This window comes from Mucilaginibacter sp. P4_A11, from assembly GCF_056402535.1.
In genome coordinates this window covers 195,668-220,400 of sequence record NZ_JBFUHE010000009.1, presented here as the reverse complement: position 1 = coordinate 220,400, position 24,733 = coordinate 195,668, and the positions used below count along the sequence as shown (strand labels likewise).

Genomic DNA, 24,733 nt, shown 5'->3' with positions numbered 1-24,733 from the left:
CAATGCCCGTGTCCCCACGGGCATTTTTCATTTGGAATGATTTCAAAAATTATTTTGTCAAGAAAATCAGCAACTATAAATTAAATATGAATAGAAAAATTAATTTTTTTTTGACACTACTTTCATATCGTGGTCTTTTTGAGAGTTGCTTATTGATTGAGATAATTGTATTTGTAGCGTGTGTATCTGTTGTGTTTGCATTTGTAGCTGTTTCAGTAATTGCTCCTTTGACATTCCCGAAGTATAACTAAGAATAGTATAAATAACTGTAATTAAGGTAAAAAATACAGTTAGGCCTATTGCTATTGTTTGATAGACCGAGTTACGCTTTATAGTTTCGTTAGTCTTTTGATTTTCTAAATATGCGAGCCCCTCAATAGTAATTCTTGCATAAATGTTAACTACATCATACCACCGGCCTGTCTTTTTTAAATAATCAAATTTAACGTGCTCTTCTTCTTTACTATCAAAATCAAAATGCCCTGTTTTCTTAACATCTGCAATAAACAACTCAGCAAGATTATTTTGTGCACTCCACTCTATGGGTTCAATGGAAGTTGGCCTTGTAAAATTCTTTTCCATAAAAGGGGATATTGATTTTCGTGTTGAAAGACCTGTTTGCTCAAATTCTTTGAGTAAGTTTAAATAGATATTAGGCATAAAAAAGAGGCTTGGGTTTAGCCTTTTAAGTTAAGTAATATTTGCCACTATCACCAGTCAATAAGTTTTTTCATCTGATGACTTAGTATTACAGCCATTTTAATCATGTTCAGGAACCATCGAGCTATACATTTCTTAATACTTTTAGGTCCTCAAAAATATTTTGTCAAATATATTTGACATTTGTAAAGTTTGTTTTACTTTTGGTAAGCCAAACTTTACAATTATGAAATCACGATTTTTATTTCCGGCAAAAGCCCGCTTTTTAGGATTACTCTTATTTTTAAGTGGCCTTGCGTTTTTTATTTATTCGGCGAATAGTACCAGGGAGATTTTTGTATGGCATAACCTGTCGCCGTGGATGCGAGAGGTTACCCTCGCACATGATGAAAGTTTTGACGATGAATTACAACTATTTATGGTGTTATCCGGTCTGATTTTATTGGCATTTTCGAAAGAGAAGATGGAGGATGAACATATTGTTCAACTCCGGTCCGATTCTTTGCAGTGGGCGGTTTACATTAATTATGTTGTTTTCGCTGTATTGATCTTTGCTTCTTACAGCATTACTTTCTTGTGGCTCACTATGTATAATGTACTAACCCTACTGGTGTTTTTTATCGTCCGTTTCAGGTGGAAGATGTTTTTATTAAACAGAGGCTTAACAACAGAAGTTAAAGGAGCAACGCAATCATGAAATCACGTTTTTTATTCCCGCTCTGGTTCAGATACCTGGGGCTGGCGCTATTCCTGATCCATATCCCCATTGTGATGTTTAAAAAAGAAATGGGCTTTAGCATGCACGATGAACCCGTAAGCAACGACCTGTTCAACAGCCATCATATCTTTTTCATGACCACTACGCTGCTCATGGCTATAGGCCTGTTCTTCGTCGCCTTCGCTAAAGAACGCATTGAGGACGAACAGATCTTTAAACTCCGCCTTGATTCCCTGCAATGGGCTATTTATGTAAATTACATACTTTTGGTGGTGAGTTTAATATTAAGTAAAGACACCGAACATATTTTGTTTTTAAATTTATTGGTACCGCTTGTGTTTTTCATCGTTCGTTTCAGGTGGAAGATTTTCCAGAACAACCGCCTCATCAATAAGGAAGAGGGGCAGGCATGAAAAATAATATCCGGGTTGAACGCGCTATCAAGAACATCACCCAGGCCGAGCTGGCAGAGCTTATCGGGGTATCGCGGCAAACCATCAATACTATTGAGAGTAACCGGTATGTACCGTCTACAGTGCTGGCTTTAAAAATAGCCCGCGTATTTGGCAAACCTGTTGAAGATATTTTTTCGTTAGACAACGAGGACTAACCAAACCAATATAACCATGGCAACAAAACCAACTTTCGCGCCGCAGTTAGCCATTCCGCATGGAGTAACCGATATCAGCTTTTATATTAAAGCTTTGGGCGCGGTCGAGCTCAGGCGTTTTAGTAATGACGATGGCAGCATCCATGTGTCCGAACTATCGATAGATGGAACTATTTTCCACCTGCATGAGGAAACGGAAAGAACCGCTGTACTTTGTCCCGATACCGTAGAGGCCACCAGTGTAACCATCGGTCTTTTTGTTGATGATGTACATGCGGTAATGGAACAGGCCAAACAAGCAGGTGCCAAAATAGCTTCTGAAGTAACGGATTGGGATTATGGTTACCGCCAGGGAGATTTTGTTGATCCGTTTGGGCATCGATGGATGATTGAAAAGGCGATATGATTCAAGGTATATTGTCATCCTGAACATAGTGAAGGATCTTCTTCGCGAGGCTTAGTGGCTATACAGGGCGAAGAAGATGCTTCGTGCCTCAGCATGACAACTTAAAATGGGTGTCATACTGAGCCCGTCGAAGTATGGCGGGCGGGCCTCTCCGCGCGAGTCTTCGACAGGCTCAGACTGACAGGCCCCCTTTTGTCATTTCACACTCAGTGTAATAAAAGTTATAAAAAAATACAATTCGTTTATCATGGCAAAGCAACCTACCTACGGCAACGGCAAAATATGCTATATCGAGATCCCGGCCATCGATATCAGCTTATCATCAAAGTTTTTCGAAACGGTTTTCGGCTGGCATATCCGAACCGATAATCATGGCTTTGCCTCATTTGATGATGGTGTGGGCGAAGTAAGCGGTATGTGGGTAACCGGTCGCGAGCCGATGGGCAAAGCCGGATTGCTCATCTCCATTATGGTTGACGATGCCGAAGCAACGCTTAAACTCATAGAAACCAACGGCGGGGAGATCGTTCAACCCATAGGCAAAGATTTCCCGGAGATCACGGCACATTTTACTGACCCAGCGGGTAATTTATGGGGAATCTATCAGCATCGCGGATAGTCTGGAGCCCGGACAATTTCGGGGACAGCACATTTTTCAGTAATCTTGCATCCTGATTCTTTTATCCTGAGTCTGAAGAAAATATGCGTTTTGATATCATCTCTGTTTTGCCCGGTTTGCTTGAAAGCCCTTTTGCTCATTCTATTTTGCAGCGTGCGCAGAAAAAAGGAATTTCTGAAATTGTTGTACATAATCTCAGGGACTATTCCACCAGTAAACAAAAAAGTGTAGATGATTACCCTTATGGCGGTGGCAGCGGTATGGTGATGACCATTCCCCCGTTTGCGGCCTGTATCGAAAAACTAAAATCGGAACGTGACTATGACGAGATCATTTTCATGTCACCCGATGGAGAAACGCTGAACCAGGCCATCGCCAACCAGCTCTCCATCAAAAAAAACATCATTATTCTTTGCGGTCACTATAAAGGCATCGATCAGCGCATCAGGGACATTTATGTTACCCGCGAGATCTCAATAGGTGATTACGTACTTTCGGGCGGAGAGCTGCCCGCAGCCGTACTGGTGGACGCTGTAGTAAGGCTCATCCCCGGTGTATTGAGCGATGAAACCTCGGCCCTGTCCGATTCCTTCCAGGACGACCTGCTGGATGCCCCTGTTTATACCCGTCCGGCCGACTGGAACGGGCACAAGGTACCCGAGATCCTTTTAGGTGGCAATACCCCCGAAATTGAAAAATGGCGCCACGAGCAGGCATTAGAGCGTACAAAGGCACGCCGGCCTGATTTGTTGAATAGAGGTGAGTAGTTGATTGTATAGTGAGTGGTTGATTAAGTTGGATTAAGTGAGTGGTTGTTTTTTTCCGGTGAGTGCTTGATTAGGAGAGATTACAATGATTGCCCAATACGCTAACCACTGGCTCAATCAATAATTTATACTAATCAAAAGGCAACTATTCACCCAATCAACTATTCTCCACTCACCAAACGGCAACCACTCACCTAATCAACTATTCTCCACTCACTTAATCACAACCAAAACCCTTAAATTAGATTGCAACCAATTAATGCTTACTGCATTATAGTAGCGTTGCAGCTATGAACCCTAACCACACCGAAGCCCAGCTTATTGAACAATGCCGAACTAATCCGGCTGCTTTTGGGCAGGTGTTTGACCGTTGGTATAAACCTGTGTTTGGGTACATCATGCGCCGCTGCGGCGATTACGACCTGGCCAGGGATATAGCGGCTGAAACTTTTCTGAAAGCCTTTTTGAAGATCGGCCCATTTAAATGGAAGGGCATAGGCCTGTCATCATGGCTTTACCGCATAGCCACTAATGAGCTTAATCAATATTACCGCGGTAGTAAATACAGACCCGAGTCGTTACAGCAATTGCTGGAAAACCCGCAGATGGAAAAACTGCTGCATGACGATGCCGGCAATGAGCGCGAAATAATGGAACAAGAGTTAAAAGCTTTTGACGATTATAACCGCATCCGCGAAAACCTGCTTAAGCTTGATATCAAATACCAGGAGGTAATTTCCTTAAGATATTTTGAGCAAAAAACCAATACCGAGATCAGCGAGATCCTGGACAAAAATGAAGGCACGGTAAAATCATTGCTTTCGCGCGGACTGGAAAAATTAAGAAATATGCTTTAGCCGCTGCAACCAAAACCAATTAACGCATTATAAGGGTAATTAACATGAAAGATCAAGACGAATTTTTAAAGCAAATGGAAAATTTAGAAGTACCCGATGTAAACCCATCCCAACACCAGCATATGGTAAAAATGGCCATCATGAATGCCGGGCGTTCGGCGGCTTTGGGTTTGTGGCTAGTGATAGTGCCCTGCTATTTCCTGCTATGCGTGTTCATATACTATCAGTTTCACCTTAATGCAAACTGGTTTAGCGCTATGTTTAGCACCATGGTACAGCTTGAAAAAGTACCTTATATTGATTATATCGGTCCGCTGGTATTGTTCATATTGCCTATGGTTTGCTTAATTATTAACCTGCTTTCCATTATTCATGTACAGGTTAGGCAACTGGATCCCGACAAGCGTAAAGTACGGGAGATAAACATCAGCATCAGGTTAAAACTGTGGAATATTGTGCTGATCCTTATTAGCCTTGTCATCATGATGGCGTTCATCAATTTCGCCATGACAGAAAACATATCCATTAAAAATTAATCACCATGAAATTAAACTGGTTTACCCGCAAAGGGATCATCTACCTGCCTGTATCCATCATTGGCTGGGTTATATTTGCAATGGCGTTTGCCTATGCCGTTTTTACTTTTGTCGATATCGATAAACGCTCTCATTCGGTAAGTGATACGCTCATCAATTTTGTATTCAACCTGCTTTTGATCGGGTTGGTATATACGCTGATCGCCTACTTTACCGAGAAAAAGCCGGCGCCGGAGATTGCCAAAAATGAACCCCGGCTTTGATCCCAGGCAAGACAATAGCTGTTCGAAAGAAAAAAAAACGGCGGATTGTGCGATTCCCTCCCTTGGGAGGGTGTAGGGAGGGGTTTAATCGCCAAGCTTATTCGTTAGTAAGGCGAATAACCCCCTCCCTGCCACCACGCATTATCAACACACCCCTCCCCTGGGAGGGAATAAATAATCATCCAAACTCTTATGGTCTACAGGACGATAATCCCTACTTCAACTTTGTATCAGCAAAATACAACATACTCTTGCGCATAAAAGTCGCAAATTCCGGGTCAGGGCTATCATTGCCAGCTGTATATCTTTCATCAGTTATATATAGCTCAGCTAATCCTTTGTAGGTTTCGGCCTTCAGGTCGGTAGGATCAGTAACACCCCAAAAGCTACGGATATTAATATAATGCCGGGCAATTTGCTCCTGCACCTCCTTGCTTTCGGGTGGATAGTGTTTTAACAATTGAAGCCGCCGGGCAATATCTTTTTGCTCCGCCTTCAGCCGTTCAATATCAAGCTTTCCAATTTCAAGCAGTGCCTTTTCAGAGCGGGTAACTACATCTTCGCCCCATTTATCTGAGGCTTCTTTTCGCCAGGCAGCAGCCTGTTCCTTAGGCATGCCTTCATATAGTTCTTCAATCTTGGTCATTTGTTTATTATTTAGGTTATTGATTGTTTTATCGATGGTATTTAGTAAGATGTTGAGCCTCTCGCGTCTTATAAGTAAAGATGCTTTATGCCCGATGAGCGCCTTACCCACATCAAAAGCAGGATCATTCATGATCTCTTTTATTTCTTTAAGCGAAAAATCCAGCTCACGGTAAAACAACACCTGCTGCAGGCGTAATAATTCATCTTCGCTATATTGCCGGTACCCGGCCTGCGTACGCTTACCCGGCTTCAGCAAACCTATTTTATCGTACAAGTGCAATGTACGTACGCTTACCCCAGCCAACTGCGCTATTTGCTTAACAGAATATGTTTTCATCTGCATAAAATGATTGATCACAAAGCTATGGTATGACCTAAGGTTAGAGTCAAGTACTTTTTTAAAAAAGTTTTGTCAGGCCGTAAACCTCAGCTTGCCATTCCTCAAAACCACAACCCGTTGTTAATAAAAAACTAAATGTGGAAATTTTTAAATTTGGCTTTCATTTATTGAAAATAATCCCTATACTTGCAATCCGATTTTTACGGGCTAAAAATCGCATTAAGAGCTTAAAATCATGGATTTAGTAAAATTTGTTGAAGAGCAATCAGTAGAAAAAAAGCAGCTTCCATCCTTCAAAGCTGGTGATACTGTAAGTGTTCACTATAAAATCAGAGAAGGAAATAAAGAACGCGTTCAGGTTTACCAAGGTGTTGTTATTCAGCGTAACAGCGTTGGTGTAAGCGAAACTTTTACTGTGCGTAAAGTATCAAATGGCATCGGCGTTGAGCGTATCTTCCCTGTTAACTCTCCAAACATCGATAAGATCGAGGTTAACAGCGTTGGTAAAGTTCGTCGTTCTAAATTGTACTACCTGCGTGCCCTTACCGGTAAAGCAGCTCGTATCAAATCAAAACGCGTTTAATTTACCCAACCGCTTAGCGGTATATAAAATATTAAAAGGCCTTTCTGAAGTAATTTCGGTAAGGCCTTTTGCTATACGATGGTTTTTGAGATTACTGTTACGTAATTTATTGATTTTCAAAGATCAAGATACATATCTCTTTCAAAAAACCTTTCACCGACAATTACTATTGTTGACATGAAGCAATAATGACGCTTTTCCCAACACAATAACTGAATAGCTGCCGCGGGTTTGTAACCCGTTGTAACCATGACTTAAGCTTTCAGCTTAAGAACGAAAAAACAGCTTTGAAGCTGAAAGCTTCAACAATGCAGGATCACGGGTTACGCTATCGCTAAACCCGCGACAGTACTAAAAAACCACGTCATTGCCAGGCACGAAGCAATCCCCGACTTTACAGGCGAACCCGCATAGCGTCTCTGCTAATTTGGGATTGCTTCGTGCCTCGCAATGATGCCTCTATAATTCTTTTTATTAAAAATAACTTTTCGATAGAGCACAAAAAAAGCAGATGGGTTCCCTATCTGCTTTTTTATAACTATACGTTCTGATTATTTACTATCTTCTTCCTTCGCCTCGTCAGTCTTAGCCTTTTTAGCTCTTGGTGCAGAGACTTTCTTTGTAGCTGCTTCTTCTGTAAGATTCTCTTCAACGGCAGTCGTTTCGGCCGCTTCAGGCTGATCAACCACCAGCGATGGAGCCGGCGTAATGCTGTTCAGCGTTGGCGTTTCTTCCACCAGAACAGCCGGCTCAACAGGAGCAGGCTCGGGAGTAACAATCGCAGCCGGTTTCTTAGCTGCTTTTACAGGCTCCGGATCAACCAGCTCGGCCAAAACGGTACGACCGCCTTTTACCACATCGCCAATATTCACCAATATCTTAGTACCCAGCGGCAGGAAAACATCTACCCTTGATCCAAACTTAATAAAGCCAAACTGCTGGCCCTGGTCAACAATATCACCTTCTTTTACATACCATACAATACGACGGGCCAATGCACCGGCAATCTGTCTGAACAATACAGTTACACCTTTACTATTTTCAATAGCGATGGTTGTACGTTCGTTCTCTGTTGATGACTTGGGGTGCCAGGCTACCAGGTATTTGCCTTTATGGTATTTAAAATAGCTTACTACGCCCGCAATGGGATTACGGTTAACATGCACATTAACCGGCGACATGAAAACCGAAAGCTGGATGCGTTTGTCTTTTAAAAACTCTGTTTCTTCAGTTTCTTCTATCACCACAACTTTGCCATCGGCAGGGCACAGGATAGTATTCTCGGCTGTTTCAATATCAAAGAACGGACTGCGGAAAAACTGCAGTATGATCAAAAATAAGGCACCCGAAAATATGTAAACTATCCATTTTAAAGTATGCGCTGTTGGCAGATAAAAATGAATGGCCGCATTCAGCACAAAAATGAACAGGATAGTAATAGCGAGTGAGGTATAGCCTTCTTTATGTATGGTCATTATTTATAGGGTTTAATACAAAACTACTAATTTGAAATTAAGTACAGGTATGCATATACAATTGGTGCGGCCATCAGCAGTCCGTCAAACCTGTCGAGCAGGCCGCCGTGGCCTGGTAATATGCCACCTGAGTCTTTTACGTTGAGGCTACGCTTGAACATGGATTCAACCAGATCGCCCATGGTGCCAAAGTTTGATATAATGAGCGACATGATAATCCAATCAAAACAGTTGTACTCTGTATAAAAACGGCTCAAAATATATGCCGCAAACGCGCAGATCAAGATACCGCCAATAAAGCCTTCCCATGATTTTTTAGGCGAATGCCTCTCAAATAACTTATTACGACCAAATTTGCTGCCCACCAGGTAAGCCCCGGTATCATTGCTCCACAGCATAATTAAAAAGCCAAGCGGCACATGAAAGTTAAAAACTCCGTCGCCGCGGGTAAAGGCCATAGCATGGAAAAACATGAACGGCACAATAGCCATTAACAAGCCCAGGTAAGTAAAACCGATATTGGTGAATGGCGCGGTAGATTTTTTATACAACTCACCTATCGGAATAAAGCTAAGCAGTATGGGTAGCAGGATAATATATTTATATGCCGGAAAATAGCAGTTGGCTGCAAAAAAGAAAAACAGGATTCCCCCTGCAAGTACGCCTGTAAAACGCTCGGGCTGCATGCCGCCCTGTTTAACCAGCTTATAAAACTCCAGCAGGCAAAACAGGCTCAACACCAGGTAAAATACACTAAATACATAAGGGCCTAACAAATTAGACCCAATCATTACGATAATAAAAAATAAGCCAGTGATGGCGCGTTGTTTCATATATTAATTTGATTGAGGATCATGATCTCAATAGCTTTACTAAAATCCTCCTGGTGAATGTAAACCTCTATCTCGCCAAAGGTGCGATGTGAAGAATCCTGCTTGTTAAGCAAAACGGTATCAATATGATTCCCGGTAAGCATTTGCTTAACAATTTCTGATTGGTAAAAATTAGTTGAAGTAAAAATTTTGACCCAGTTCTTTTCCATTTAACTAAGCAGCGGGCTTTTTCCTTTAGCTGTATTTCTGTACATAAAAAGCAAAATTAAAATAATTATCAGGCTTAACGCATAGCTCTGGTAATTAAATACGTGCTGATCGTTAGGATCAAGTGTTATTCTTTTCTGTTGATATAAGTACAGGATCACTACCTGGGTGGCATTATTTAAAAAATGCGCCCAAACACTTGTCCAGATACTCCCGCTCCACATTACAAAATACCCAAAAAATACGCCTAACGCCACGCGCGGCAAAAAGGTAAAAAACTCCATATGGAAGGCACTAAACAGGATGGCCGTAATCCAGATAGCCGCGTGGGGATTTCCTGTCCACCGGATCATAGTGGTTTGAAGCGCCCCCCTGAATAAAAACTCCTCGGCAATGGCAGTTAATAAACCAACAACAAGCACAGCAAAAAGCATGTCCCATACGGTTTTCATTTGCAGCATAGTATCGGTGGCCTTTTGTGCCTGGGCTTCCATAGCGCGCAAAACATCCTCAAGAGCTTTCAAAGGGGCAGGCAATGCCAGCTTTTGATTAACGTTTACCAGCACTTCCATAACCGGCGATGAACAGATCATGATAGATAAGATCAGCAGCAGTAACACAGGCGGAAAGCTGGGAGTGATTTTTAGATAGTCTGCAGGCTCCCTTACTATAAAACGGGCAAAAATTACAGGGGCAAGATACAGGGGTAAAGTGGTGCTGATGATCTGCAATGTCCATAAGGCCGCGCCTGCATGCGGATTTTGGGAATTAAAACTCAACGCGTCACCAAGAGTTTTAGCGCCGAATACCACACCGATAATACCGGCAGCTATTAAACCGCACACAATCAACAGCCCTATGGTTAGCGCAATAAGTATTATAAATTGTAAAAACGGTGTTATTTGACTTCCCTGTGGCTGAGGGGATTGAGATGGGGCTTTTATCATTCGATGTAAAATTCGTATTTTTGCAGGCTAAAGATAAGGATGTCTGTACAAATAGGAAATATTGATTTAGGGGAGTTCCCGCTGTTGCTGGCGCCGATGGAGGATGTGAGCGATCCGCCCTTCCGTTATGTTTGCAAGCAAAACGGCGCGGACATGATGTATACAGAGTTTATCTCAAGCGAAGGTCTGATCCGCGATGCGGCAAAAAGCAGGCAAAAGCTTGATATTTTTGAATACGAGAGGCCTATCGGCATCCAGATCTTCGGGAGCGATATCGACCATATGCGTGAAGCTACCGAGATAGCTTCATTGGCTGGCCCCGACCTGATGGATATCAACTATGGCTGCCCTGTAAAACAGGTAGCCTGCCGCGGTGCCGGTGCAAGCCTTTTGCAAGATATTGATAAAATGGTGGCCATGACCAAAGCGGTTGTTGAGGCAACGCATTTACCGGTTACCGTTAAAACTCGTTTAGGCTGGGACGATAACACTAAAAATGTGTACGAAGTTGCCGAACGCTTACAGGATGTTGGCATCAAGGCGCTTACCATACATGGCCGTACCCGTGCACAGATGTATAAGGGTGTGGCCGATTGGGCACTGATCAGGGATATCAAAAAAAATCCGCGTATAAAAATCCCCATTTTCGGCAATGGAGACATCGATTCCCCCGAGAAGGCAGCCGCATGGCGCATGGAATATGAAGTTGATGGCATGATGATCGGTCGTGCAGCTATCGGTTATCCGTGGATTTTTCGCGAAATAAAGCACTACTTTAAAACTGGCGAATACCTGGATAAGCCAACAATTGCCGAGCGTGTTGGAGCCTGCCGGGCTCATTTATACAAGTCAATTGAGTGGAAAGGCCCTAAAACAGGCATTTTTGAGATGCGCAGGCATTATTCTAATTACTTTAAAGGGATAGATCATTTCAAAGAGTTCAGGATGCGGTTTGTTACTGCCCCTGATCTTGAATCGGTTAACCAGATCCTGGCCGAAATTGAAGAAAAATATGCCATTGAAATGGCTTAATATTTGCTCCCTTTCCATATATTTGAAATAAACGATTACTTGTCACATGGTTACCACTATAACTGAGGGTGTTAAGGTTTCCATAGAAACCATATATCAGCCGGAGTATTCAAACCCGGCAAACGATCATTTTATGTTTGCTTACAAAGTAAGCATCGAAAACATGACCAACTACGCCATCAGGTTGATGAGCCGTCACTGGTATATATTTGACTCAAACGGTGCAAAGCGCGAAGTGGAAGGCGAGGGCGTAGTAGGCCAGCAGCCTGTTATTGAGCCTGGCCATACCCACGAATACGTATCGGGCTGTAACCTTAAAACCGATATGGGCAACATGAAAGGCGAATACCATATGCTTCGCCTGTTGGACAACGCCAATTTCAATGTACAGATCCCAGAGTTTTATTTGATAGCACCGTACAGGTTGAATTGAGATTCAAGACAGCAAGATTTAAGAGCCAAGACGACAGGAGCAAGTATCACCAAGAAAAGAAAACTTCAAAAATATAAAGGCCCTAACCGAGTGATCGATTAGGGCCTTCCTTTTTTTATATGGCTGTCAAGATTAAGCTTAGCGTTGTCTTTCCCTGTGCGGCTTCTCTTCGCGAGGGGCAGCAGCTTGCCGACGGGGGGCCCTATTACTATGTTCCACCACTGGCCTTGCACCTCCATTATTTGCAGCAGCAACATTTGTCCTCCTGGCGGGAGAGTGGCTGTTACCAGAATTGTCGGCAGAAGAAGCGGCGTTACCGTTATGAGCCGGGTTATTTGCAGCATTCGACCTTACTGGTGCTTGCGACCGGCTTCCTTCCGGTGTAAAACGGCTTCCGTTAACCTTGTTCATGGCTGCGGTAGCCGGGTGCCCGTTATTATTTCTTGCAAACTGGCTTTGGTCTTTGACCGCAACCTGGCGGTGACTAATTTGATCTGAAGTTGGCTGTACATGTTCTTCCTTTTCGGCGGCGCGCTCCTGTGGCCCTGGTTTAGCAGTTACGCCACCCGGTCCGTTAAAGCTATTGTTATTAACGGTAACATTATTAACCACCGTTTTATTGATATAGGTATTATGTACAACGGTATTGTTAACATTTACAACAGCAGTGTTATACTGAAATGAGTTACCAGCCCATCGACCACCAACGTAGCCGCTACCTGCATAACCGTAGCCATAATTTACGCCTCCATAAAATCCGATATGATGGCCCCAATATCCTTCATGGTAAACATAAACGGCGCCGTTATAACCCCAGTAACCCGGCGTCCATAAATAACCAACCTGCGGAGGGCTCACCCATACACCCGGCACCCAGTAATATCCACCATCCTGATCATAAGCCCAATAGCCCGGCGTCCATAAATACCCATCGACAGGGCAGGCCGGCTGTGTATAAGTTGGTAGTACAGGTGGTGCTATATTTACAGAGATCCCTATACTGACTTGTGCATAGGTTTTAACTGATGCTGCTGACATTATCAAAAGCACCATAAATACGCTTGCTATTTTTTTCATAATCTATGATTTTATTCAAACCTACCCGTGTAACATGAATATCACATTAAGTTTCGGCCGGTTAAATGAACAGATCATGAAGTTAGAGACAACAAGATAGCCAGGAAAAAGAAGCAAGACAGCAAGATTCAAGAGGCAAGAAAAAGAAATCAAGACAGTAAGATTCAAGAGACAGGAAAAAGAAATCAAGACAGTAAGATTCAAGAAGCAAGACAGAAAGAAAGTTTTGAAAATAGAAAAGCCCTAATTGTGTAATCTATTAGGGCTTTTCTGGATATCAACCTAAAATAAGCCTTGTTTCCTGACTCTTGACATCCTGCTTCTTTTTTTCTTTCTTGCTTCTTGAATCTTAATTCCTCCTGTTATTAAACAAAAACGAAGCGTAATAAACCAGCGTAGCCAAGGCGCTCAGCGCGGCAACCACATAAGTCATGGCGGCCCACCAAAGGGCATCTTTAGCCATTTCATGTTCCTGACCGGTTTGCACTACAGCATAATTGTTATCCAACCAGGCTAATGCACGGCGACTTGCATCAAACTCAACCGGCAGGGTTATAAAGCTAAAAAATGTAACCAGCGCCAGGGCAGCAACACCAACTGCTAAAACATAAGGACTTCCCGAAAAGAACAGCAGCATAATACCGATAAACAAAGTCCATTGGGTAATGGTTGATGCTACATTAATAGCGRGCACCATTGCCGACCGGAAACTTAACCAGCCATAAGCTTCGGCATGTTGTACAGCGTGGCCGCATTCGTGCGCGGCAACTGCTGCGGCGGCAATGCTGCGGCTGTAAAAAACATCGGTGCTCAGGTTAACTGTTTTTGTTTCGGGGTTATAATGGTCTGTAAGCTGGCCTTCAACGCAAATTACCTGTACATCAAATATACCATGGGCGCGCAGCATTTTCACGGCCACTTCCTGGCCCGATAAGCCAGACATTAAGCCAATTTCAGAATACTGCTTAAATTTACTCCTGAACCGCCATTGTACAATAAAGCTTACCAGGGCAACAATAATCATCAGGAACCAGGCCGAGTTTGGCGCTATGTATCCCATAATTAGTGAAATGTGATTCATATGATTGATAAAAATATATTTTAAATTAAGTAGTTTAAAACACTGTAAACGTTACAGTACCTATTCAAAAATTATTCCGCTTTATTTAAACAATTCCCTTTTTGCAACCCGATTCTTTACTTTTGACAACAATGGAGCCATCATTTTCATACTGGGAACGCACCGCATTTACCGATAATGCAGATGTAATTATCATAGGCAGCGGCATTGTTGGCTTAAGCGCTGCCCTGCACTTAAAAAAACAGCAGCCATCGCTAAAAGTTTTGGTGCTGGAGCGGGGCTTTTTACCATCGGGCGCCAGTACTAAAAACGCCGGTTTCGCGTGTTTTGGTACAGTTTCTGAGCAAATTGAGGTAATAAATCAGTCTTCTGAAGAAGAGGCCATGCGTTTAGTGGCATACAAGTGGAAAGGCCTGCAACGTTTAAGGCAAAACCTGGGGGATGCAGCAATAGACTATCACCAATACGGCGGTCATGAACTGTTTATGGATCATGAAGAAAACCATGCCCGCAGTTGTATTGACCAGATAGATCATCTCAATAAATTATTGCAGCAAACTATCGGCCGGGCTGACATTTATTCAGTTGCTGATGAAAAAATTGCAGCATTTGGCTTCAGTAAAGTGAAGCATATCATATACAATCCGCTGGAAGGGCAGATCCATACCGGCAAAATGATGCGGGCGTTGTTATATAAAATATATGAGCTGGGCGTATTGGTACTTAACAATTGCAGTATCTCAGCTATTGAGCAGGAAGATAACGCTATAAGGTTAAACACATCGCAAGGTGTGTTTAAAGCCGGCAAAGTAATTTTAGCTACCAATGCCTTTGCAAGCCAGTTATATCCTGAGCTGGATGTAGTACCCGGCCGCGGACAGGTAATGGTTACCAAACCGGTCCCCGGGTTAAAGCTAAATGGCACTTATCATTTTAACCAGGGCTATTACTATTTCCGCAATATTGATAACCGGGTATTGTTTGGCGGCGGCCGTAACCTCAATTACAAAGCCGAAGAAACCTGGGATTTCGGCCATACTGACGAGGTAAAACAGCAATTGATAACCTACTTGAACGAAGTTATTCTGCCCGGACAAAACGTAGAAATTGATTACTGGTGGAGCGGCATCATGGGCTTTGGACAGGAGATCAGCCCCATAGTAAAACAAGTGCAGCCCGGCATTTTCTGTGCAGTGCGGTGTAATGGTATGGGTGTGGCTATGGGAAGTTTGGTGGGTGAGGAAGTGGCGGAGTTAATACTTGCACATATCTAAAAAGCGTCATCCTGAACTTGTTTCAGGATCTCATCAGACAAGCCGTCGCCATGCATATCGTACTTAGCATGTGGGGTGCCGAAATAAATTCGGCATGACCTCGTTTTTGATTTCACCATCCCAATACAACCGAATATCCTGATGATAATGCTGACAGCCGCACAAAATTTTGTTACTTTTGCCCATATTGCTATACTTATTTATGAGCGAAGAAAGATCACTGAACTTTATAGAGGAAATTGTTGAAGAAGATTTGGCTGCCGGTAAAAACGACAACCGTGTACTTACCCGTTTCCCGCCCGAACCTAATGGTTACCTGCATATTGGCCATGCCAAGTCAATCTGCCTTAACTTTGGTTTGGCAAAAAAATATAATGGCCTTACCAACCTCCGTTTTGACGATACTAATCCCGTTAAAGAAGATGTTGAATATGTTGACAGCATTAAGGAAGATGTAAAATGGCTTGGCTTTGATTGGGCCAATGAGCTTTACGCTTCCGATTATTTCGATCAGCTATATAACTTTGCTGTCGAGCTGATCAAAAATAACCTGGCGTATGTTGATGACAGCACAGCCGAAGAAATTGCCGCCAAAAAAGGTACCCCTACCGAACCCGGTACGCCTAACCAATATCGTAGTCGCTCAGTTGAAGAAAACCTGCAATTGTTTGCCGACATGAAAGACGGCAAATATCCTGACGGTGCCAAAGTACTACGCGCTAAGCTCGATCTTGCATCACCTAACATGCACCTGCGCGACCCGTTGATGTACCGCATTAAACATGCGCATCACCACCGCACAGGCGATAAATGGTGCATTTACCCGATGTATGATTTCGCACATGGACAGTCGGATGCTATCGAGGAGATCACCCATTCTATCTGTACGCTGGAGTTTGTTCCCCACCGCCCGCTGTACGACTGGTTCATCGAGAAGTTAGATATTTTCCCATCAAAACAATACGAGTTTGCCCGCTTAAACCTTAACTATACGGTGATGAGCAAGCGCAAATTGCTGCAACTGGTTACAGAAGGGCATGTTGACGGCTGGGACGATCCGCGTATGCCTACTATCAGCGGTTTACGCCGCCGTGGTTATACACCGGCTTCTATCCGCGAGTTTTGCGAACGTATCGGTGTAGCCAAACGCGAAAACATGATAGATGTTGGTCTGCTGGAGTTCTGTATCCGTGAGGACCTGAACAAAACCGCATGGCGTCGTATGGCTGTACTTGATCCGGTTAAGCTGATCCTGGATAACTATCCTGAAGGCCAAACTGAAGTGATGCACGGCGAAAATAACCCCGAAGTTGAAGGCGGCGATGGCAGCAGAGAGTTTCCATTCGGTCGTGAGTTGTGGATAGAGCGTGAAGACTTTATGGAGGTTGCTCCTAAAAAATTCTTCCGCTTAGGTATCGGGCTGATGGTACGTCTTAAAAACGCCTATATCATTAAAGGCGAAAGCATTGTTAAAGATGCCGACGGCAACATCACCGAAATTCATTGCAGCTACCTGCCCGAATCAAAATCAGGCAATGATACCAGCGGTATCAACGTAAAAGGCACCATCCACTGGGTAAGTGTTGAACACGCTAAAACTGCCGAAGTAAGATTATATGATCGTTTATTCCAGGTAGAAGATCCATCAAACGAAGATGGCGATTTCAAGGATTATATCAATCCTAACAGCCTGCAGGTATTATCAACCGTATACATAGAGCCAGATTTGGTTAATGCTGAATTAGGGAAACCGGTTCAGTTTATGCGCAAAGGCTATTTTACTTTAGATAAAAACTCAACTGAAGATAAGCTGGTGTTTAACCGCACCGTTACATTGAAGGACGGCTGGGGTAAAAAATAAGTTATCGACTCCTTAAAAAAACATGTCATTGCGAGCGCAGCGTGGCAATCGCACGGAAGCATATCCGCCCTGTACAGCATGCGATTGCTTCGTCGTTCCTCCTCGCGATGACATGTTTTTTTGTGTTCCGGATACCTGTAATGGCAACAAAGGCATAGCCTTTAGCTTTAAGCATTCTGCCTTTAGCTTCTACTCTCCCTTAAATTCAGCCTTACGTTTCTCCATAAACGCAGCAACACCCTCCTTAAAATCTTTTGTACCGAAGCATTTGCCAAACTCGGCTACTTCGGTTTCATAGCCATTAACACCATCGGTATAAGCGGCGTTGATACTGCGGATGGCCGCGGCAAGCGCCAGAGGGGCACGGGTTAAAATTTTGTTCAGGATCTCTTCAGCTTTCGCTAATAGCTCTTCGGGGCTAACTACATGGGTAACCAGTCCATATTGCAGGGCATCGGCCGCGGTGATCATATCGGCCGTCAGGATCATTTCCAGGGCTTTGCCTTTACCAACCAGCTGGGCAAGGCGCTGTGTGCCGCCATAGCCGGGGATCAGGCCCAGTGTAACTTCGGGCAGACCCATTTTGGCATTATCAGATGCTATGCGGATGTGGCAGGCCATAGCCAGTTCAAGTCCGCCGCCTAATGCAAAACCATTTACAGCGGCTATTACCGGCTTGCTGCCGTTGGCTATCAAATCAAAAACTTCGGTATGGCCTGTACGCGATAGCTGTGTGCCACCACCGGCGTCAAGTGCAGCAAATTCGCTGATATCAGCCCCGGCAACAAATGCTTTTGGGCCCGCGCCGGTGATGATGATACCACCAACTTCCGGGTTTTGAAAAGCTTCGGTGAATGCACTATGCAGTTCGGCAAGTGTATCTTTATTAAGGGCGTTCAGTTTGCTTTCGCGGTTAATGGTGATGTATTGAATGCGGCCCTTGTTTGTTATCAGCAAGTTTTGAAATTCCATAGGGATTAAAAATTACGGTGTTCGTGCACCCAACCGGTTATGTATTTAACAATATCCTGCGTGCTTGTTCCGGGCGGAAAAAGTTCGCCTACGCCAAGTTTCTGTAGCTCCAGCATATCCTCATGCGGAATAATACCACCACCGGTAACCAAAACATCATCCATTTTTTTCTCTTTAATGAGATTGATGATCCGCGGAAATACCGTCATGTGCGCACCCGAAAGTATCGAAATACCAATGGCGTCAACATCCTCCTGCAAGGCTGTATTCACCACCATTTCGGGCGTTTGGCGCAACCCGGTATAAATCACTTCCATGCCCGCATCGCGCAGCGAAGTGGCAATAATGCGCGCGCCCCGGTCATGCCCGTCGAGCCCTACTTTGGCAACTAAAACACGGATTGGTCGGTTAAAGGTATTACTCATGAATAACCTATTGGTTTCCGTAAAAGTAATAAGAAAATTATGGAAGTTGTTTTATGTTTTCTCGCAAAGACGCTAAGGCGCAAAGTATTATTGTTTAATTGCTGGCAAACTCTTCACCGCTTCCAATAACGCTGCCTCCGAAGCAGCATTAACATTCACCAGGTAAAACAGCTTAGCCCCTTTTGCAGCCGCCCATCGCCATTCAAACTCATTAACAGATTTTGTGCTCCCGTTATCAAACCACCATGCGGCGTAAATTTTATCTTTCGCTTTGGTAAGTACTCCCCAATAAACCTGGCGACCGTCAATCAACTCTTTTTTTATCTTACTGAAAACATAACCGCTCCCCTGCCAACAGATCATAGGGTCGTGCTCGGGGCAGTAAAACGGGGATGGTTTAACATAAACCAATGCACCGGCTTTTTCAAACTTGATCACACCGCTTTCCAGTACCGCTTTTTTATAACCCGTTAGGGATACGCTGCTTACATTTTTGTCATTCAGGTCATCCATTGATTTGATGTTGAGGGTTATCACAACCAGCATGGCTGCCAATGCAAGGTGTATCAACGGAAAGCGTAGTTCATCCGGCGCCAGCCTGATGGTTTTGTAAAACCGGGGATCGATGTACGGCTTTTCCGTCCGTTTTAATACGAAAGAAGAAAGGCACAACAATGGCAATACCACGTAAATGAGCAGACAGATGATCCCGGTAAGGTCGTGCATCATAGTGCCTGCCGGTATTTTAAAAAATACCAGCAGCAGGATGCGGCAAAGGTTGCACAAGATGTTTAACGCAAAAGTAAACACCAACAAAAACAAGATCCACATCAGGTGCAGTTGCTTTGCCGCTTGCTGCTGGTAATGAGCTATCATGAACAGGCAGATCATGAATGAGGTAGCCAACATATGCAGACCGGCACATGCCTGATCCACAGAAAATTCGGAACCTTTAAACTGGATGACGTTGCCCGCGGCGCTGGCAGTCATTCCTGTTGTTGCCAATAGCGAGGCGGCAACCCCGCTGAGCCAAATCCTCAAGGGGAAACTAAATGTATTACTGATATATTCAAAAGCCGGAGAGATCAGCAAGAGCAACAAGAACAATACCGGGCTTGTTTTCCCTTTCAGATTTTCAAAAAAGAGCAGTGCTGCAAACAGTAAGGCGAGGAACAAGTTTGTTTTAACTGGAAAATAAAGAGCTATTGTCGCAAAAATAAGGGCAGGAACCAGGTATCGTAAAGAGAAGCCGCCACGTTTTACCTTGCAGATATAAGGCACGAGTGCCAGGCCAAGCAGCATATCGGCATCCCATTTTAAATAAGTGATGCATAGCCGCGCTGTAATGCCAATATATATTAACCAGCAGCTGTTGATGATTAACCTGCTGCCGGTTAATTTAAATGGGAGATACTCCTGCAAATTATAGCTCCGGCTGAACATGCTTATTTCTGTATACTAAGAAATTTATAACCCCTATTACAACCAGGATCAGCAACCACTCGCCGGGTTCGGGTACTGCACCCGATGATTTTGCGGAAGCATTTTGAAGGCTGTTCTTATTTTCATCGATCCCGAAACGTTCGTAATCTTTTTGAGTTTCCAATACAATAAGGCTCGAAACCGGTGATGCTATAAAAGCCTGGTTAGCCTCTTCAATAATATGCGGCTGCACATAGGTTTTATCAAAATAATGCGGACCAACCTTTTTCATAATATCGTTATAGGCAAACAGGCGTAACAGGTGATCTGGCGCATTGCCGGTTTTTAAGGTATCGGCAGTTTGCTCAATAACTAAACCCGACTGAGCGAGCACTACATGAGTTGAGTCCTCCTGCGAGTGAATAAATTCATGTTTCGCAAGCCTGCTTTGCAGTGTGGCTACATCACCTTCATTATAAATAAATACCCGCATCTCTTTTAGCGCTTTTAAATATGGCGTTAGGTTTGTGTCGATGTTATATAACTGCAATGATTTGGCATTGGGCAGATAGTTGGTTAGTGCTTTGCCAAACTCCGATTCGTCAAGATCGCGCAGGTTAGGGGAGGTTTCGGCACATTTGGTAATGAGTAATGAACTTTCGGGATGTTTGATCTCATTAACCGGGAACATGCTGAAATTGAGTTTGCTCATTCTGCTGTAAACATTCCCGCGGTTCTCTTCCGTCAATGTTTCCAGCTTACCATCGTAATAGTATACTTTTTTGGTTTTGATGGCCGGCCAAAGCTCGTCAAGTTCGTTCGTTGTCCAGCTGGCGTTCAGATCGAGGTAAATGGCTTCCGGATTAAAGCTTGTGGTTTGCGGCAGATAATCTTTTAGCTGATAGCTTTTACCTGCAAATGCGAATGGCATATTGGCAAGCGGCGGGGCTTTAAACGAGATCTGCTCATCGGGCTGATAAAGCCGGTCGGCAGTGTATACACCCGCGCTGATCTCATCAAAATTTGGCATGTTGAGGCCTTCGGGCTTCTTCGAAAAAGATACCTGGACGGCTTCGGCAGCATCCTCGGGTGAGGGGCCATCGAAATAGCTGCTTTCATAAGTAAGCATATCGCCTTGCTTACGCAGCGGACTGGTAATGCCCACTCTGAATTTGCGGTTTTCTTCGGGTGTACATGGAAAAATCCGTACTGTTACCGTATTGCCCTCCTGCCAGTGAATTACCGACGGGTCATGCTGTTCAACGCCAACGATCTGATGGTATGCCGAATCGGCTTTGGCTTTGCTGGTTAATCTTGATTTTTGTTCTTTGCCATCTATCCATAATGATAACGAACTAACAACCGAACCCTCCGGAACATGAAATGTGTAAATAGCTTCTTGTTTGCCAAGCCAGGCCCGTACTCCCCGGTTTTCAGTGTTATGCACGGTCAGTGTTTTTTCAGTATAGGCTAAGCGGTATTCCGGGAAGATCTTCACATTCGTGATCACGTTTGCCGTTTTTAGCTTATCGCCGCTCCAAAGCCGTTCCTGTGCCTGGTGGCGCGAATCGTACATAGCTTCCAGTATTTTTATCCGTTCCTTTTCGTCAAGGTTTAAGTCGCCGCCAAACAGGCTTGCTATCACGATAAAAGGATCGTGTTGCATGGGCTCGTCAAATGAGGCCTTATTCCAGTTGCCCCAAAACCAGTTGTCGCTAAGGTTGGCTGTTTTGTATACGATACTAGCTTTAATGATCCGTTGTGCTATGGCGTTTTTAGGAATATTTTGACTGATCACCACCCAGGTTGGCAGTTTGCCTTCGGATAGTGTATTGTGATTGATAGCAAGATTAACCCGGTTATTAATGCTTTTCCATTGCCATATGAAAATGCTGCATGCTACAATTGGAACCAATAGACCTGCCCCCAATGCCCTTTTTAAAGACTTGCTGCCCTTTACTGCTTTTTTGATAGTGATAAACGTAGCTATGGCTAAACCCATCGGTACAAAAACATGTAATGACAAGCCCAGCGCAATGGCTGCAAAAATGCCGATGAGGTACATGGAGGTAAGGTATACGCTGTAGTAAATGAAAAGCAGGAAAGCTATCCCCAGGAAAAACACTAAAACGTGTTTCATCCCTGAACTGAGCTTGTTTATAAACACCGAGATTATAATGGCGATAGTGGAGATACAAATAACAACAGAGAGCCAGGTAACGGAAGTATTGAAAACGCTGAAGCTCAGATTAAGCGCAAATGCACTAATGAACCAAAGTACCAGTAGGAGTACCCAGTAATGTAACCGCCTGAACCCTTTAAATATCACCACAAAGAAAAACACCAGGGAGGCCGAGTAATTGAAGCAAAAGGTGCCGAAAGCAGTTCCCTCGGAAAGTTCAAAAAGACCGGACTCTTCAATAAAGAAGAGACCGGCGGATATAGTGATTAGGATTAGGCCAAGTTTAAGAATACTGTCTTCAAATAAAATTGCTTTAAGGTTTTTCATGTTTTATATTTTAAAAGTACTTTGTAATTCAAAGTTTATAGATAAAAAAAATTACAGTTTTTGTTGTCTGATCAAATTTTCAAGGGCAAGGAGGTGCAGCCTGAAGGCGGCACGGCCTTTTTCTGAGGCCAGGTACCGGGTATTGGGTTTTCGGCCTATGAAAGTTTTCTGCACCTGGATGTATTCTTCCTTTTCCAGCGCTTTCAGGTGCGATGCCAGGTTGCCGTCGGTCAGGTCAAGCAGTTCTTTAAGCGAGTTAAAGTCGTAGCTTTCGTTGGCAACCAGTACGCTCATGATTTGCAGGCGGATGCGGTTTTCAAAGGCTTTGTCAAACTGATCTAATGATATCTTCACTTATCGTATCTAAAATGCATTACTGTACCATAAATAACGTGGAGCAAGCCAAAACCAATGCTCCAGAAAATTAAGCCGTAGCCCGGCATCACAGCACAAAGCAAACCTAATAAAATCTCCAATATCCCCAAGCTTCTAATGCCCGAATATGTATAATGACTGCCCGCAACTAACGACATGCCATAAAATATCATGGTAGTAGGGGCTACAACACCATAATAGCCACGATAAACAAGTATAAGGGTAAATAAACCTCCGCTCACAAGGGGAATAGCCATATTAATGAGCAGACGTTTACTTCCGGCGTTCCAAAAGGGCTGGCTTGTCCTTTTAGCCTTGCGTACCGAGAGCCAGATCCCAGTGCCAATGGAAAGCACAAGCACCGCTACTGCTACGATAAATAATTTAATGATCAGTAATTCTTCGTTATAAGTATGGCGCTCCCGGAGTGTGGTATACTCGCCTTGCAGCAAGCTATAGCCAATGCCTGCGCCAACAAGAGCGTAGATACCGGCCAGTACGCCTGAAAGGCCGCTAAGCGATATAAACTTGGCCGAACGCTCCATCAGGTCGCGGATGGAACTTAACTCTGCGTGAATGTCTTTGTCTTTCATTAAAAGTACTTTGTTGTTCAAAGTTATATATAAGATTTGATTTTGCAAGAGGGAGAGGAAATTTTTTTAGTAAGCAATTAATAGTTTACTACCTTTTAATAATTAAACCGCCATGTCATTTCGAACGAACCAGCGGAGGCTGTGTGGTTGGGGTGAGGAGAAATCTTATATGCGCAGTAGAGCCTCATCCAAGGTTTAGAGCATGGCATACAAGATTTCTCCTTCGCCCCATTGCTCAACCCGCCCTTGCTCTGTCGAAATGACAAATTCGTTTTAAAAGCACTCTCCAGGCGCTGCAGTAATAGGGGCTTATTTAACTTTAATTTTCAGTATTTATTGAAAGTTTAAAATATATCGTATATTTGTTTCAGAAAACACTGAAAGTTATGAAAACGCTCAAGAACCACATGATCCTGTTTGATGCCGAGTGCCCCATGTGCCGTGTTTATACCCACGCTTTTGTAAAAACCGGGATGCTTGACCATAATGGTCGCTCTTCATACCAGGAAGAAGCACATGCAGGTACCTGCCCGGTTTATGACAGGCAACGGGCAGTTAATGAAATAGCTTTGATCAACCTGGAAAGCGGGGAGGTCACCTATGGCGTTAAAAGCCTGTTCAAGATCATTGCCAATACCTGGCCGGTATTTGCTCCCTTATTTGCCTTTAAGCCCTTCATCTGGCTCATGAGCAAAGCTTATGCTTTTATATCATACAACAGGCGGGTTATTATCCCCGCTGCCAAAACCGGCTTTGAGTATCAGCCTACTTTTAAACTTCATTACCGTTTACTGTATTTGCTGTTTACCTGGTTTTGTACCGGCTTTATCCTTACCGCTTACGCACACCTGCTTGTGGGCCTTGTACCGCTGGGTAACCCCTACCGCGAATACCTGATCTGCGGCGGGCAGATTCTTTTTCAGGGAGCTGCAATATGCAGCTTTGATCGCCGTAACCTGTGGACCTACCTCGGCAACATGATGACCATCTCTTTCGCCGGTAGTTTATTGTTGCTGATAGGTTTGGCTGTGAGCCACTTCTTTCAATTCGGCCCCGCGGTTTATACTTTATATTTTATGGCAGTTGCGGGCTTAATGTTTCTGGAACACATCCGGCGTACAAAATTGCTGGGGCTGGGCTGGGTGCTTACTGTTACCTGGGTAACCTACCGCATAGTTTTATTGTTGCTTATTTTAAACCTCAACTGATC

Annotated in this window: 28 protein-coding genes and 1 pseudogene; 15 read left to right on the top strand and 14 right to left on the bottom strand. The window is 43.8% G+C overall.

Annotation, left to right across the window (positions count from 1 at the left end; genetic code table 11):
- Nucleotides 1–99: 99 nt before the first annotated feature.
- Nucleotides 100–660 carry a hypothetical protein gene (locus AC1DUD_RS18815; RefSeq protein ID WP_477377131.1) on the bottom strand — a complete coding sequence of 187 codons (561 nt, stop codon included), beginning with the start codon at nt 658–660 and terminating at the stop codon, nt 100–102.
- Nucleotides 661–886: 226 nt separating this feature from the next.
- Between AC1DUD_RS18815 and AC1DUD_RS18810 the strand changes: the two genes are divergently transcribed.
- The 9 genes from AC1DUD_RS18810 to AC1DUD_RS18770 all read left to right on the top strand — a co-directional run bounded on the left by AC1DUD_RS18810 (nt 887) and on the right by AC1DUD_RS18770 (nt 5,436).
- On the top strand, nt 887–1,357 hold the full coding sequence (locus AC1DUD_RS18810) for a hypothetical protein (RefSeq protein ID WP_477377129.1): 471 nt from the start codon (nt 887–889) through the stop codon (nt 1,355–1,357).
- On the top strand, nt 1,354–1,791 hold the full coding sequence (locus tag AC1DUD_RS18805; RefSeq protein WP_477377127.1) for a hypothetical protein: 438 nt from the start codon (nt 1,354–1,356) through the stop codon (nt 1,789–1,791). The genes AC1DUD_RS18810 and AC1DUD_RS18805 overlap by 4 nt, the downstream gene beginning before the upstream one ends.
- Nucleotides 1,788–1,988, top strand: coding sequence for a helix-turn-helix transcriptional regulator (locus tag AC1DUD_RS18800; protein WP_330863486.1), 201 nt, complete (start codon nt 1,788–1,790; stop codon nt 1,986–1,988). The genes AC1DUD_RS18805 and AC1DUD_RS18800 overlap by 4 nt, the downstream gene beginning before the upstream one ends.
- 16 nt (nt 1,989–2,004) lie before the next feature.
- Nucleotides 2,005–2,394, top strand: coding sequence for a VOC family protein (locus AC1DUD_RS18795; protein WP_477377124.1), 390 nt, complete (start codon nt 2,005–2,007; stop codon nt 2,392–2,394).
- A 247-nt stretch (nt 2,395–2,641) separates the two neighbouring features.
- The gene (locus AC1DUD_RS18790) at nt 2,642–3,013 is read left to right on the top strand and encodes a VOC family protein (RefSeq protein ID WP_477377122.1); all 372 of its coding nucleotides are present in this window, start codon (nt 2,642–2,644) and stop codon (nt 3,011–3,013) included.
- A gap of 83 nt (nt 3,014–3,096) precedes the next feature.
- Complete coding sequence (gene trmD / locus AC1DUD_RS18785) at nt 3,097–3,780, top strand: tRNA (guanosine(37)-N1)-methyltransferase TrmD (protein WP_477377120.1); 684 nt, start codon at nt 3,097–3,099, stop codon at nt 3,778–3,780.
- Nucleotides 3,781–4,070: 290 nt separating this feature from the next.
- A complete protein-coding gene (locus AC1DUD_RS18780; RefSeq protein ID WP_477377118.1) occupies nt 4,071–4,637 on the top strand; it encodes an RNA polymerase sigma factor in 567 nt (188 codons plus the stop codon).
- A gap of 44 nt (nt 4,638–4,681) precedes the next feature.
- A complete protein-coding gene (locus tag AC1DUD_RS18775) occupies nt 4,682–5,173 on the top strand; it encodes a hypothetical protein (protein WP_477377116.1) in 492 nt (163 codons plus the stop codon).
- Between the two features lie 5 nt (nt 5,174–5,178).
- The gene (locus AC1DUD_RS18770) at nt 5,179–5,436 is read left to right on the top strand and encodes a hypothetical protein (RefSeq protein ID WP_477377114.1); all 258 of its coding nucleotides are present in this window, start codon (nt 5,179–5,181) and stop codon (nt 5,434–5,436) included.
- A gap of 214 nt (nt 5,437–5,650) precedes the next feature.
- Here AC1DUD_RS18770 and AC1DUD_RS18765 read toward each other — a convergent pair whose 3' ends face one another.
- Complete coding sequence (locus tag AC1DUD_RS18765; RefSeq protein WP_477377112.1) at nt 5,651–6,421, bottom strand: MerR family transcriptional regulator; 771 nt, start codon at nt 6,419–6,421, stop codon at nt 5,651–5,653.
- Nucleotides 6,422–6,659: 238 nt separating this feature from the next.
- Here AC1DUD_RS18765 and rplS point away from each other — a divergent pair, with 238 nt between their 5' ends.
- Nucleotides 6,660–7,007 carry a 50S ribosomal protein L19 gene (gene rplS / locus AC1DUD_RS18760; protein ID WP_090532282.1) on the top strand — a complete coding sequence of 116 codons (348 nt, stop codon included), beginning with the start codon at nt 6,660–6,662 and terminating at the stop codon, nt 7,005–7,007.
- An 821-nt stretch (nt 7,008–7,828) separates the two neighbouring features.
- On the opposite strand, the pseudogene AC1DUD_RS18755 reads toward rplS, so the two are convergent.
- The 4 genes and pseudogenes from AC1DUD_RS18755 to AC1DUD_RS18740 all read right to left on the bottom strand — a co-directional run.
- A pseudogene (locus tag AC1DUD_RS18755) lies at nt 7,829–8,482 on the bottom strand (phosphatidylserine decarboxylase family protein); the annotation flags it as partial.
- 26 nt (nt 8,483–8,508) lie between these two features.
- Nucleotides 8,509–9,315, bottom strand: a complete 807-nt coding sequence (locus tag AC1DUD_RS18750; RefSeq protein ID WP_477377110.1) for a phosphatidate cytidylyltransferase — start codon at nt 9,313–9,315, stop codon at nt 8,509–8,511.
- On the bottom strand, nt 9,312–9,524 hold the full coding sequence (locus tag AC1DUD_RS18745; RefSeq protein WP_110586323.1) for a putative signal transducing protein: 213 nt from the start codon (nt 9,522–9,524) through the stop codon (nt 9,312–9,314). The genes AC1DUD_RS18750 and AC1DUD_RS18745 overlap by 4 nt, the downstream gene beginning before the upstream one ends.
- On the bottom strand, nt 9,525–10,367 hold the full coding sequence (locus AC1DUD_RS18740; protein ID WP_477377107.1) for a lysostaphin resistance A-like protein: 843 nt from the start codon (nt 10,365–10,367) through the stop codon (nt 9,525–9,527).
- Between the two features lie 141 nt (nt 10,368–10,508).
- On the opposite strand from AC1DUD_RS18740, the gene dusB reads away from it, so the two are divergent.
- Nucleotides 10,509–11,501, top strand: coding sequence for a tRNA dihydrouridine synthase DusB (dusB, locus tag AC1DUD_RS18735; protein WP_477377105.1), 993 nt, complete (start codon nt 10,509–10,511; stop codon nt 11,499–11,501).
- Nucleotides 11,502–11,547: 46 nt separating this feature from the next.
- Nucleotides 11,548–11,934 (top strand): Co2+/Mg2+ efflux protein ApaG, encoded by a 387-nt coding sequence (gene apaG, locus AC1DUD_RS18730; RefSeq protein WP_121232413.1) that lies wholly within the window; start codon nt 11,548–11,550, stop codon nt 11,932–11,934.
- A gap of 138 nt (nt 11,935–12,072) precedes the next feature.
- Here apaG and AC1DUD_RS18725 read toward each other — a convergent pair whose 3' ends face one another.
- Nucleotides 12,073–13,011 carry a YXWGXW repeat-containing protein gene (locus AC1DUD_RS18725; RefSeq protein ID WP_477377103.1) on the bottom strand — a complete coding sequence of 313 codons (939 nt, stop codon included), beginning with the start codon at nt 13,009–13,011 and terminating at the stop codon, nt 12,073–12,075.
- A 349-nt stretch (nt 13,012–13,360) separates the two neighbouring features.
- Entirely contained in the window at nt 13,361–14,092 is a 732-nt protein-coding gene (locus tag AC1DUD_RS18720; protein WP_477377101.1) for a zinc metallopeptidase, read from the bottom strand.
- 131 nt (nt 14,093–14,223) lie between these two features.
- Here AC1DUD_RS18720 and AC1DUD_RS18715 point away from each other — a divergent pair, with 131 nt between their 5' ends.
- Nucleotides 14,224–15,366 (top strand): NAD(P)/FAD-dependent oxidoreductase, encoded by a 1,143-nt coding sequence (locus tag AC1DUD_RS18715; RefSeq protein ID WP_477377099.1) that lies wholly within the window; start codon nt 14,224–14,226, stop codon nt 15,364–15,366.
- Nucleotides 15,367–15,568: 202 nt separating this feature from the next.
- Nucleotides 15,569–17,227 carry a glutamine--tRNA ligase/YqeY domain fusion protein gene (locus AC1DUD_RS18710; RefSeq protein ID WP_477377097.1) on the top strand — a complete coding sequence of 553 codons (1,659 nt, stop codon included), beginning with the start codon at nt 15,569–15,571 and terminating at the stop codon, nt 17,225–17,227.
- Between the two features lie 189 nt (nt 17,228–17,416).
- Here AC1DUD_RS18710 and AC1DUD_RS18705 read toward each other — a convergent pair whose 3' ends face one another.
- The 6 genes from AC1DUD_RS18705 to AC1DUD_RS18680 form a co-directional block, all read right to left on the bottom strand.
- Entirely contained in the window at nt 17,417–18,199 is a 783-nt protein-coding gene (locus tag AC1DUD_RS18705; RefSeq protein WP_477377095.1) for an enoyl-CoA hydratase/isomerase family protein, read from the bottom strand.
- 5 nt (nt 18,200–18,204) lie between these two features.
- Nucleotides 18,205–18,624, bottom strand: coding sequence for a cobalamin B12-binding domain-containing protein (locus AC1DUD_RS18700; protein WP_091166978.1), 420 nt, complete (start codon nt 18,622–18,624; stop codon nt 18,205–18,207).
- An 87-nt stretch (nt 18,625–18,711) separates the two neighbouring features.
- Nucleotides 18,712–20,067 (bottom strand): exosortase N, encoded by a 1,356-nt coding sequence (gene xrtN, locus AC1DUD_RS18695; RefSeq protein ID WP_477377093.1) that lies wholly within the window; start codon nt 20,065–20,067, stop codon nt 18,712–18,714.
- On the bottom strand, nt 20,048–22,555 hold the full coding sequence (locus tag AC1DUD_RS18690; protein ID WP_477377091.1) for an XrtN system VIT domain-containing protein: 2,508 nt from the start codon (nt 22,553–22,555) through the stop codon (nt 20,048–20,050). The genes xrtN and AC1DUD_RS18690 overlap by 20 nt, the downstream gene beginning before the upstream one ends.
- Before the next feature lie 51 nt (nt 22,556–22,606).
- The gene (locus tag AC1DUD_RS18685; RefSeq protein WP_330860610.1) at nt 22,607–22,909 is read right to left on the bottom strand and encodes a winged helix-turn-helix domain-containing protein; all 303 of its coding nucleotides are present in this window, start codon (nt 22,907–22,909) and stop codon (nt 22,607–22,609) included.
- On the bottom strand, nt 22,906–23,523 hold the full coding sequence (locus tag AC1DUD_RS18680; protein ID WP_477377088.1) for a hypothetical protein: 618 nt from the start codon (nt 23,521–23,523) through the stop codon (nt 22,906–22,908). The genes AC1DUD_RS18685 and AC1DUD_RS18680 overlap by 4 nt, the downstream gene beginning before the upstream one ends.
- A 386-nt stretch (nt 23,524–23,909) precedes the next feature.
- Between AC1DUD_RS18680 and AC1DUD_RS18675 the strand changes: the two genes are divergently transcribed.
- Nucleotides 23,910–24,731 (top strand): DCC1-like thiol-disulfide oxidoreductase family protein, encoded by an 822-nt coding sequence (locus tag AC1DUD_RS18675; protein WP_477377086.1) that lies wholly within the window; start codon nt 23,910–23,912, stop codon nt 24,729–24,731.
- Nucleotides 24,732–24,733 lie beyond the last annotated feature (2 nt).

What these genes read in the sequence shown, in the direction of transcription:
- AC1DUD_RS18815 (WP_477377131.1), bottom strand. Translation starts at nt 660, where the DNA reads ATGCCTAATATCTATTTAAACTTACTCAAAGAATTTGAGCAAACAGGT.
- AC1DUD_RS18810 (WP_477377129.1), top strand. Translation starts at nt 887, where the DNA reads ATGAAATCACGATTTTTATTTCCGGCAAAAGCCCGCTTTTTAGGATTA.
- AC1DUD_RS18805 (WP_477377127.1), top strand. Translation starts at nt 1,354, where the DNA reads ATGAAATCACGTTTTTTATTCCCGCTCTGGTTCAGATACCTGGGGCTG.
- AC1DUD_RS18800 (WP_330863486.1), top strand. Translation starts at nt 1,788, where the DNA reads ATGAAAAATAATATCCGGGTTGAACGCGCTATCAAGAACATCACCCAG.
- AC1DUD_RS18795 (WP_477377124.1), top strand. Translation starts at nt 2,005, where the DNA reads ATGGCAACAAAACCAACTTTCGCGCCGCAGTTAGCCATTCCGCATGGA.
- AC1DUD_RS18790 (WP_477377122.1), top strand. Translation starts at nt 2,642, where the DNA reads ATGGCAAAGCAACCTACCTACGGCAACGGCAAAATATGCTATATCGAG.
- trmD (WP_477377120.1), top strand. Translation starts at nt 3,097, where the DNA reads ATGCGTTTTGATATCATCTCTGTTTTGCCCGGTTTGCTTGAAAGCCCT.
- AC1DUD_RS18780 (WP_477377118.1), top strand. Translation starts at nt 4,071, where the DNA reads ATGAACCCTAACCACACCGAAGCCCAGCTTATTGAACAATGCCGAACT.
- AC1DUD_RS18775 (WP_477377116.1), top strand. Translation starts at nt 4,682, where the DNA reads ATGAAAGATCAAGACGAATTTTTAAAGCAAATGGAAAATTTAGAAGTA.
- AC1DUD_RS18770 (WP_477377114.1), top strand. Translation starts at nt 5,179, where the DNA reads ATGAAATTAAACTGGTTTACCCGCAAAGGGATCATCTACCTGCCTGTA.
- AC1DUD_RS18765 (WP_477377112.1), bottom strand. Translation starts at nt 6,421, where the DNA reads ATGAAAACATATTCTGTTAAGCAAATAGCGCAGTTGGCTGGGGTAAGC.
- rplS (WP_090532282.1), top strand. Translation starts at nt 6,660, where the DNA reads ATGGATTTAGTAAAATTTGTTGAAGAGCAATCAGTAGAAAAAAAGCAG.
- AC1DUD_RS18750 (WP_477377110.1), bottom strand. Translation starts at nt 9,315, where the DNA reads ATGAAACAACGCGCCATCACTGGCTTATTTTTTATTATCGTAATGATT.
- AC1DUD_RS18745 (WP_110586323.1), bottom strand. Translation starts at nt 9,524, where the DNA reads ATGGAAAAGAACTGGGTCAAAATTTTTACTTCAACTAATTTTTACCAA.
- dusB (WP_477377105.1), top strand. Translation starts at nt 10,509, where the DNA reads ATGTCTGTACAAATAGGAAATATTGATTTAGGGGAGTTCCCGCTGTTG.
- apaG (WP_121232413.1), top strand. Translation starts at nt 11,548, where the DNA reads ATGGTTACCACTATAACTGAGGGTGTTAAGGTTTCCATAGAAACCATA.
- AC1DUD_RS18725 (WP_477377103.1), bottom strand. Translation starts at nt 13,011, where the DNA reads ATGAAAAAAATAGCAAGCGTATTTATGGTGCTTTTGATAATGTCAGCA.
- AC1DUD_RS18715 (WP_477377099.1), top strand. Translation starts at nt 14,224, where the DNA reads ATGGAGCCATCATTTTCATACTGGGAACGCACCGCATTTACCGATAAT.
- AC1DUD_RS18710 (WP_477377097.1), top strand. Translation starts at nt 15,569, where the DNA reads ATGAGCGAAGAAAGATCACTGAACTTTATAGAGGAAATTGTTGAAGAA.
- AC1DUD_RS18705 (WP_477377095.1), bottom strand. Translation starts at nt 18,199, where the DNA reads ATGGAATTTCAAAACTTGCTGATAACAAACAAGGGCCGCATTCAATAC.
- AC1DUD_RS18700 (WP_091166978.1), bottom strand. Translation starts at nt 18,624, where the DNA reads ATGAGTAATACCTTTAACCGACCAATCCGTGTTTTAGTTGCCAAAGTA.
- xrtN (WP_477377093.1), bottom strand. Translation starts at nt 20,067, where the DNA reads ATGTTCAGCCGGAGCTATAATTTGCAGGAGTATCTCCCATTTAAATTA.
- AC1DUD_RS18690 (WP_477377091.1), bottom strand. Translation starts at nt 22,555, where the DNA reads ATGAAAAACCTTAAAGCAATTTTATTTGAAGACAGTATTCTTAAACTT.
- AC1DUD_RS18680 (WP_477377088.1), bottom strand. Translation starts at nt 23,523, where the DNA reads ATGAAAGACAAAGACATTCACGCAGAGTTAAGTTCCATCCGCGACCTG.
- AC1DUD_RS18675 (WP_477377086.1), top strand. Translation starts at nt 23,910, where the DNA reads ATGAAAACGCTCAAGAACCACATGATCCTGTTTGATGCCGAGTGCCCC.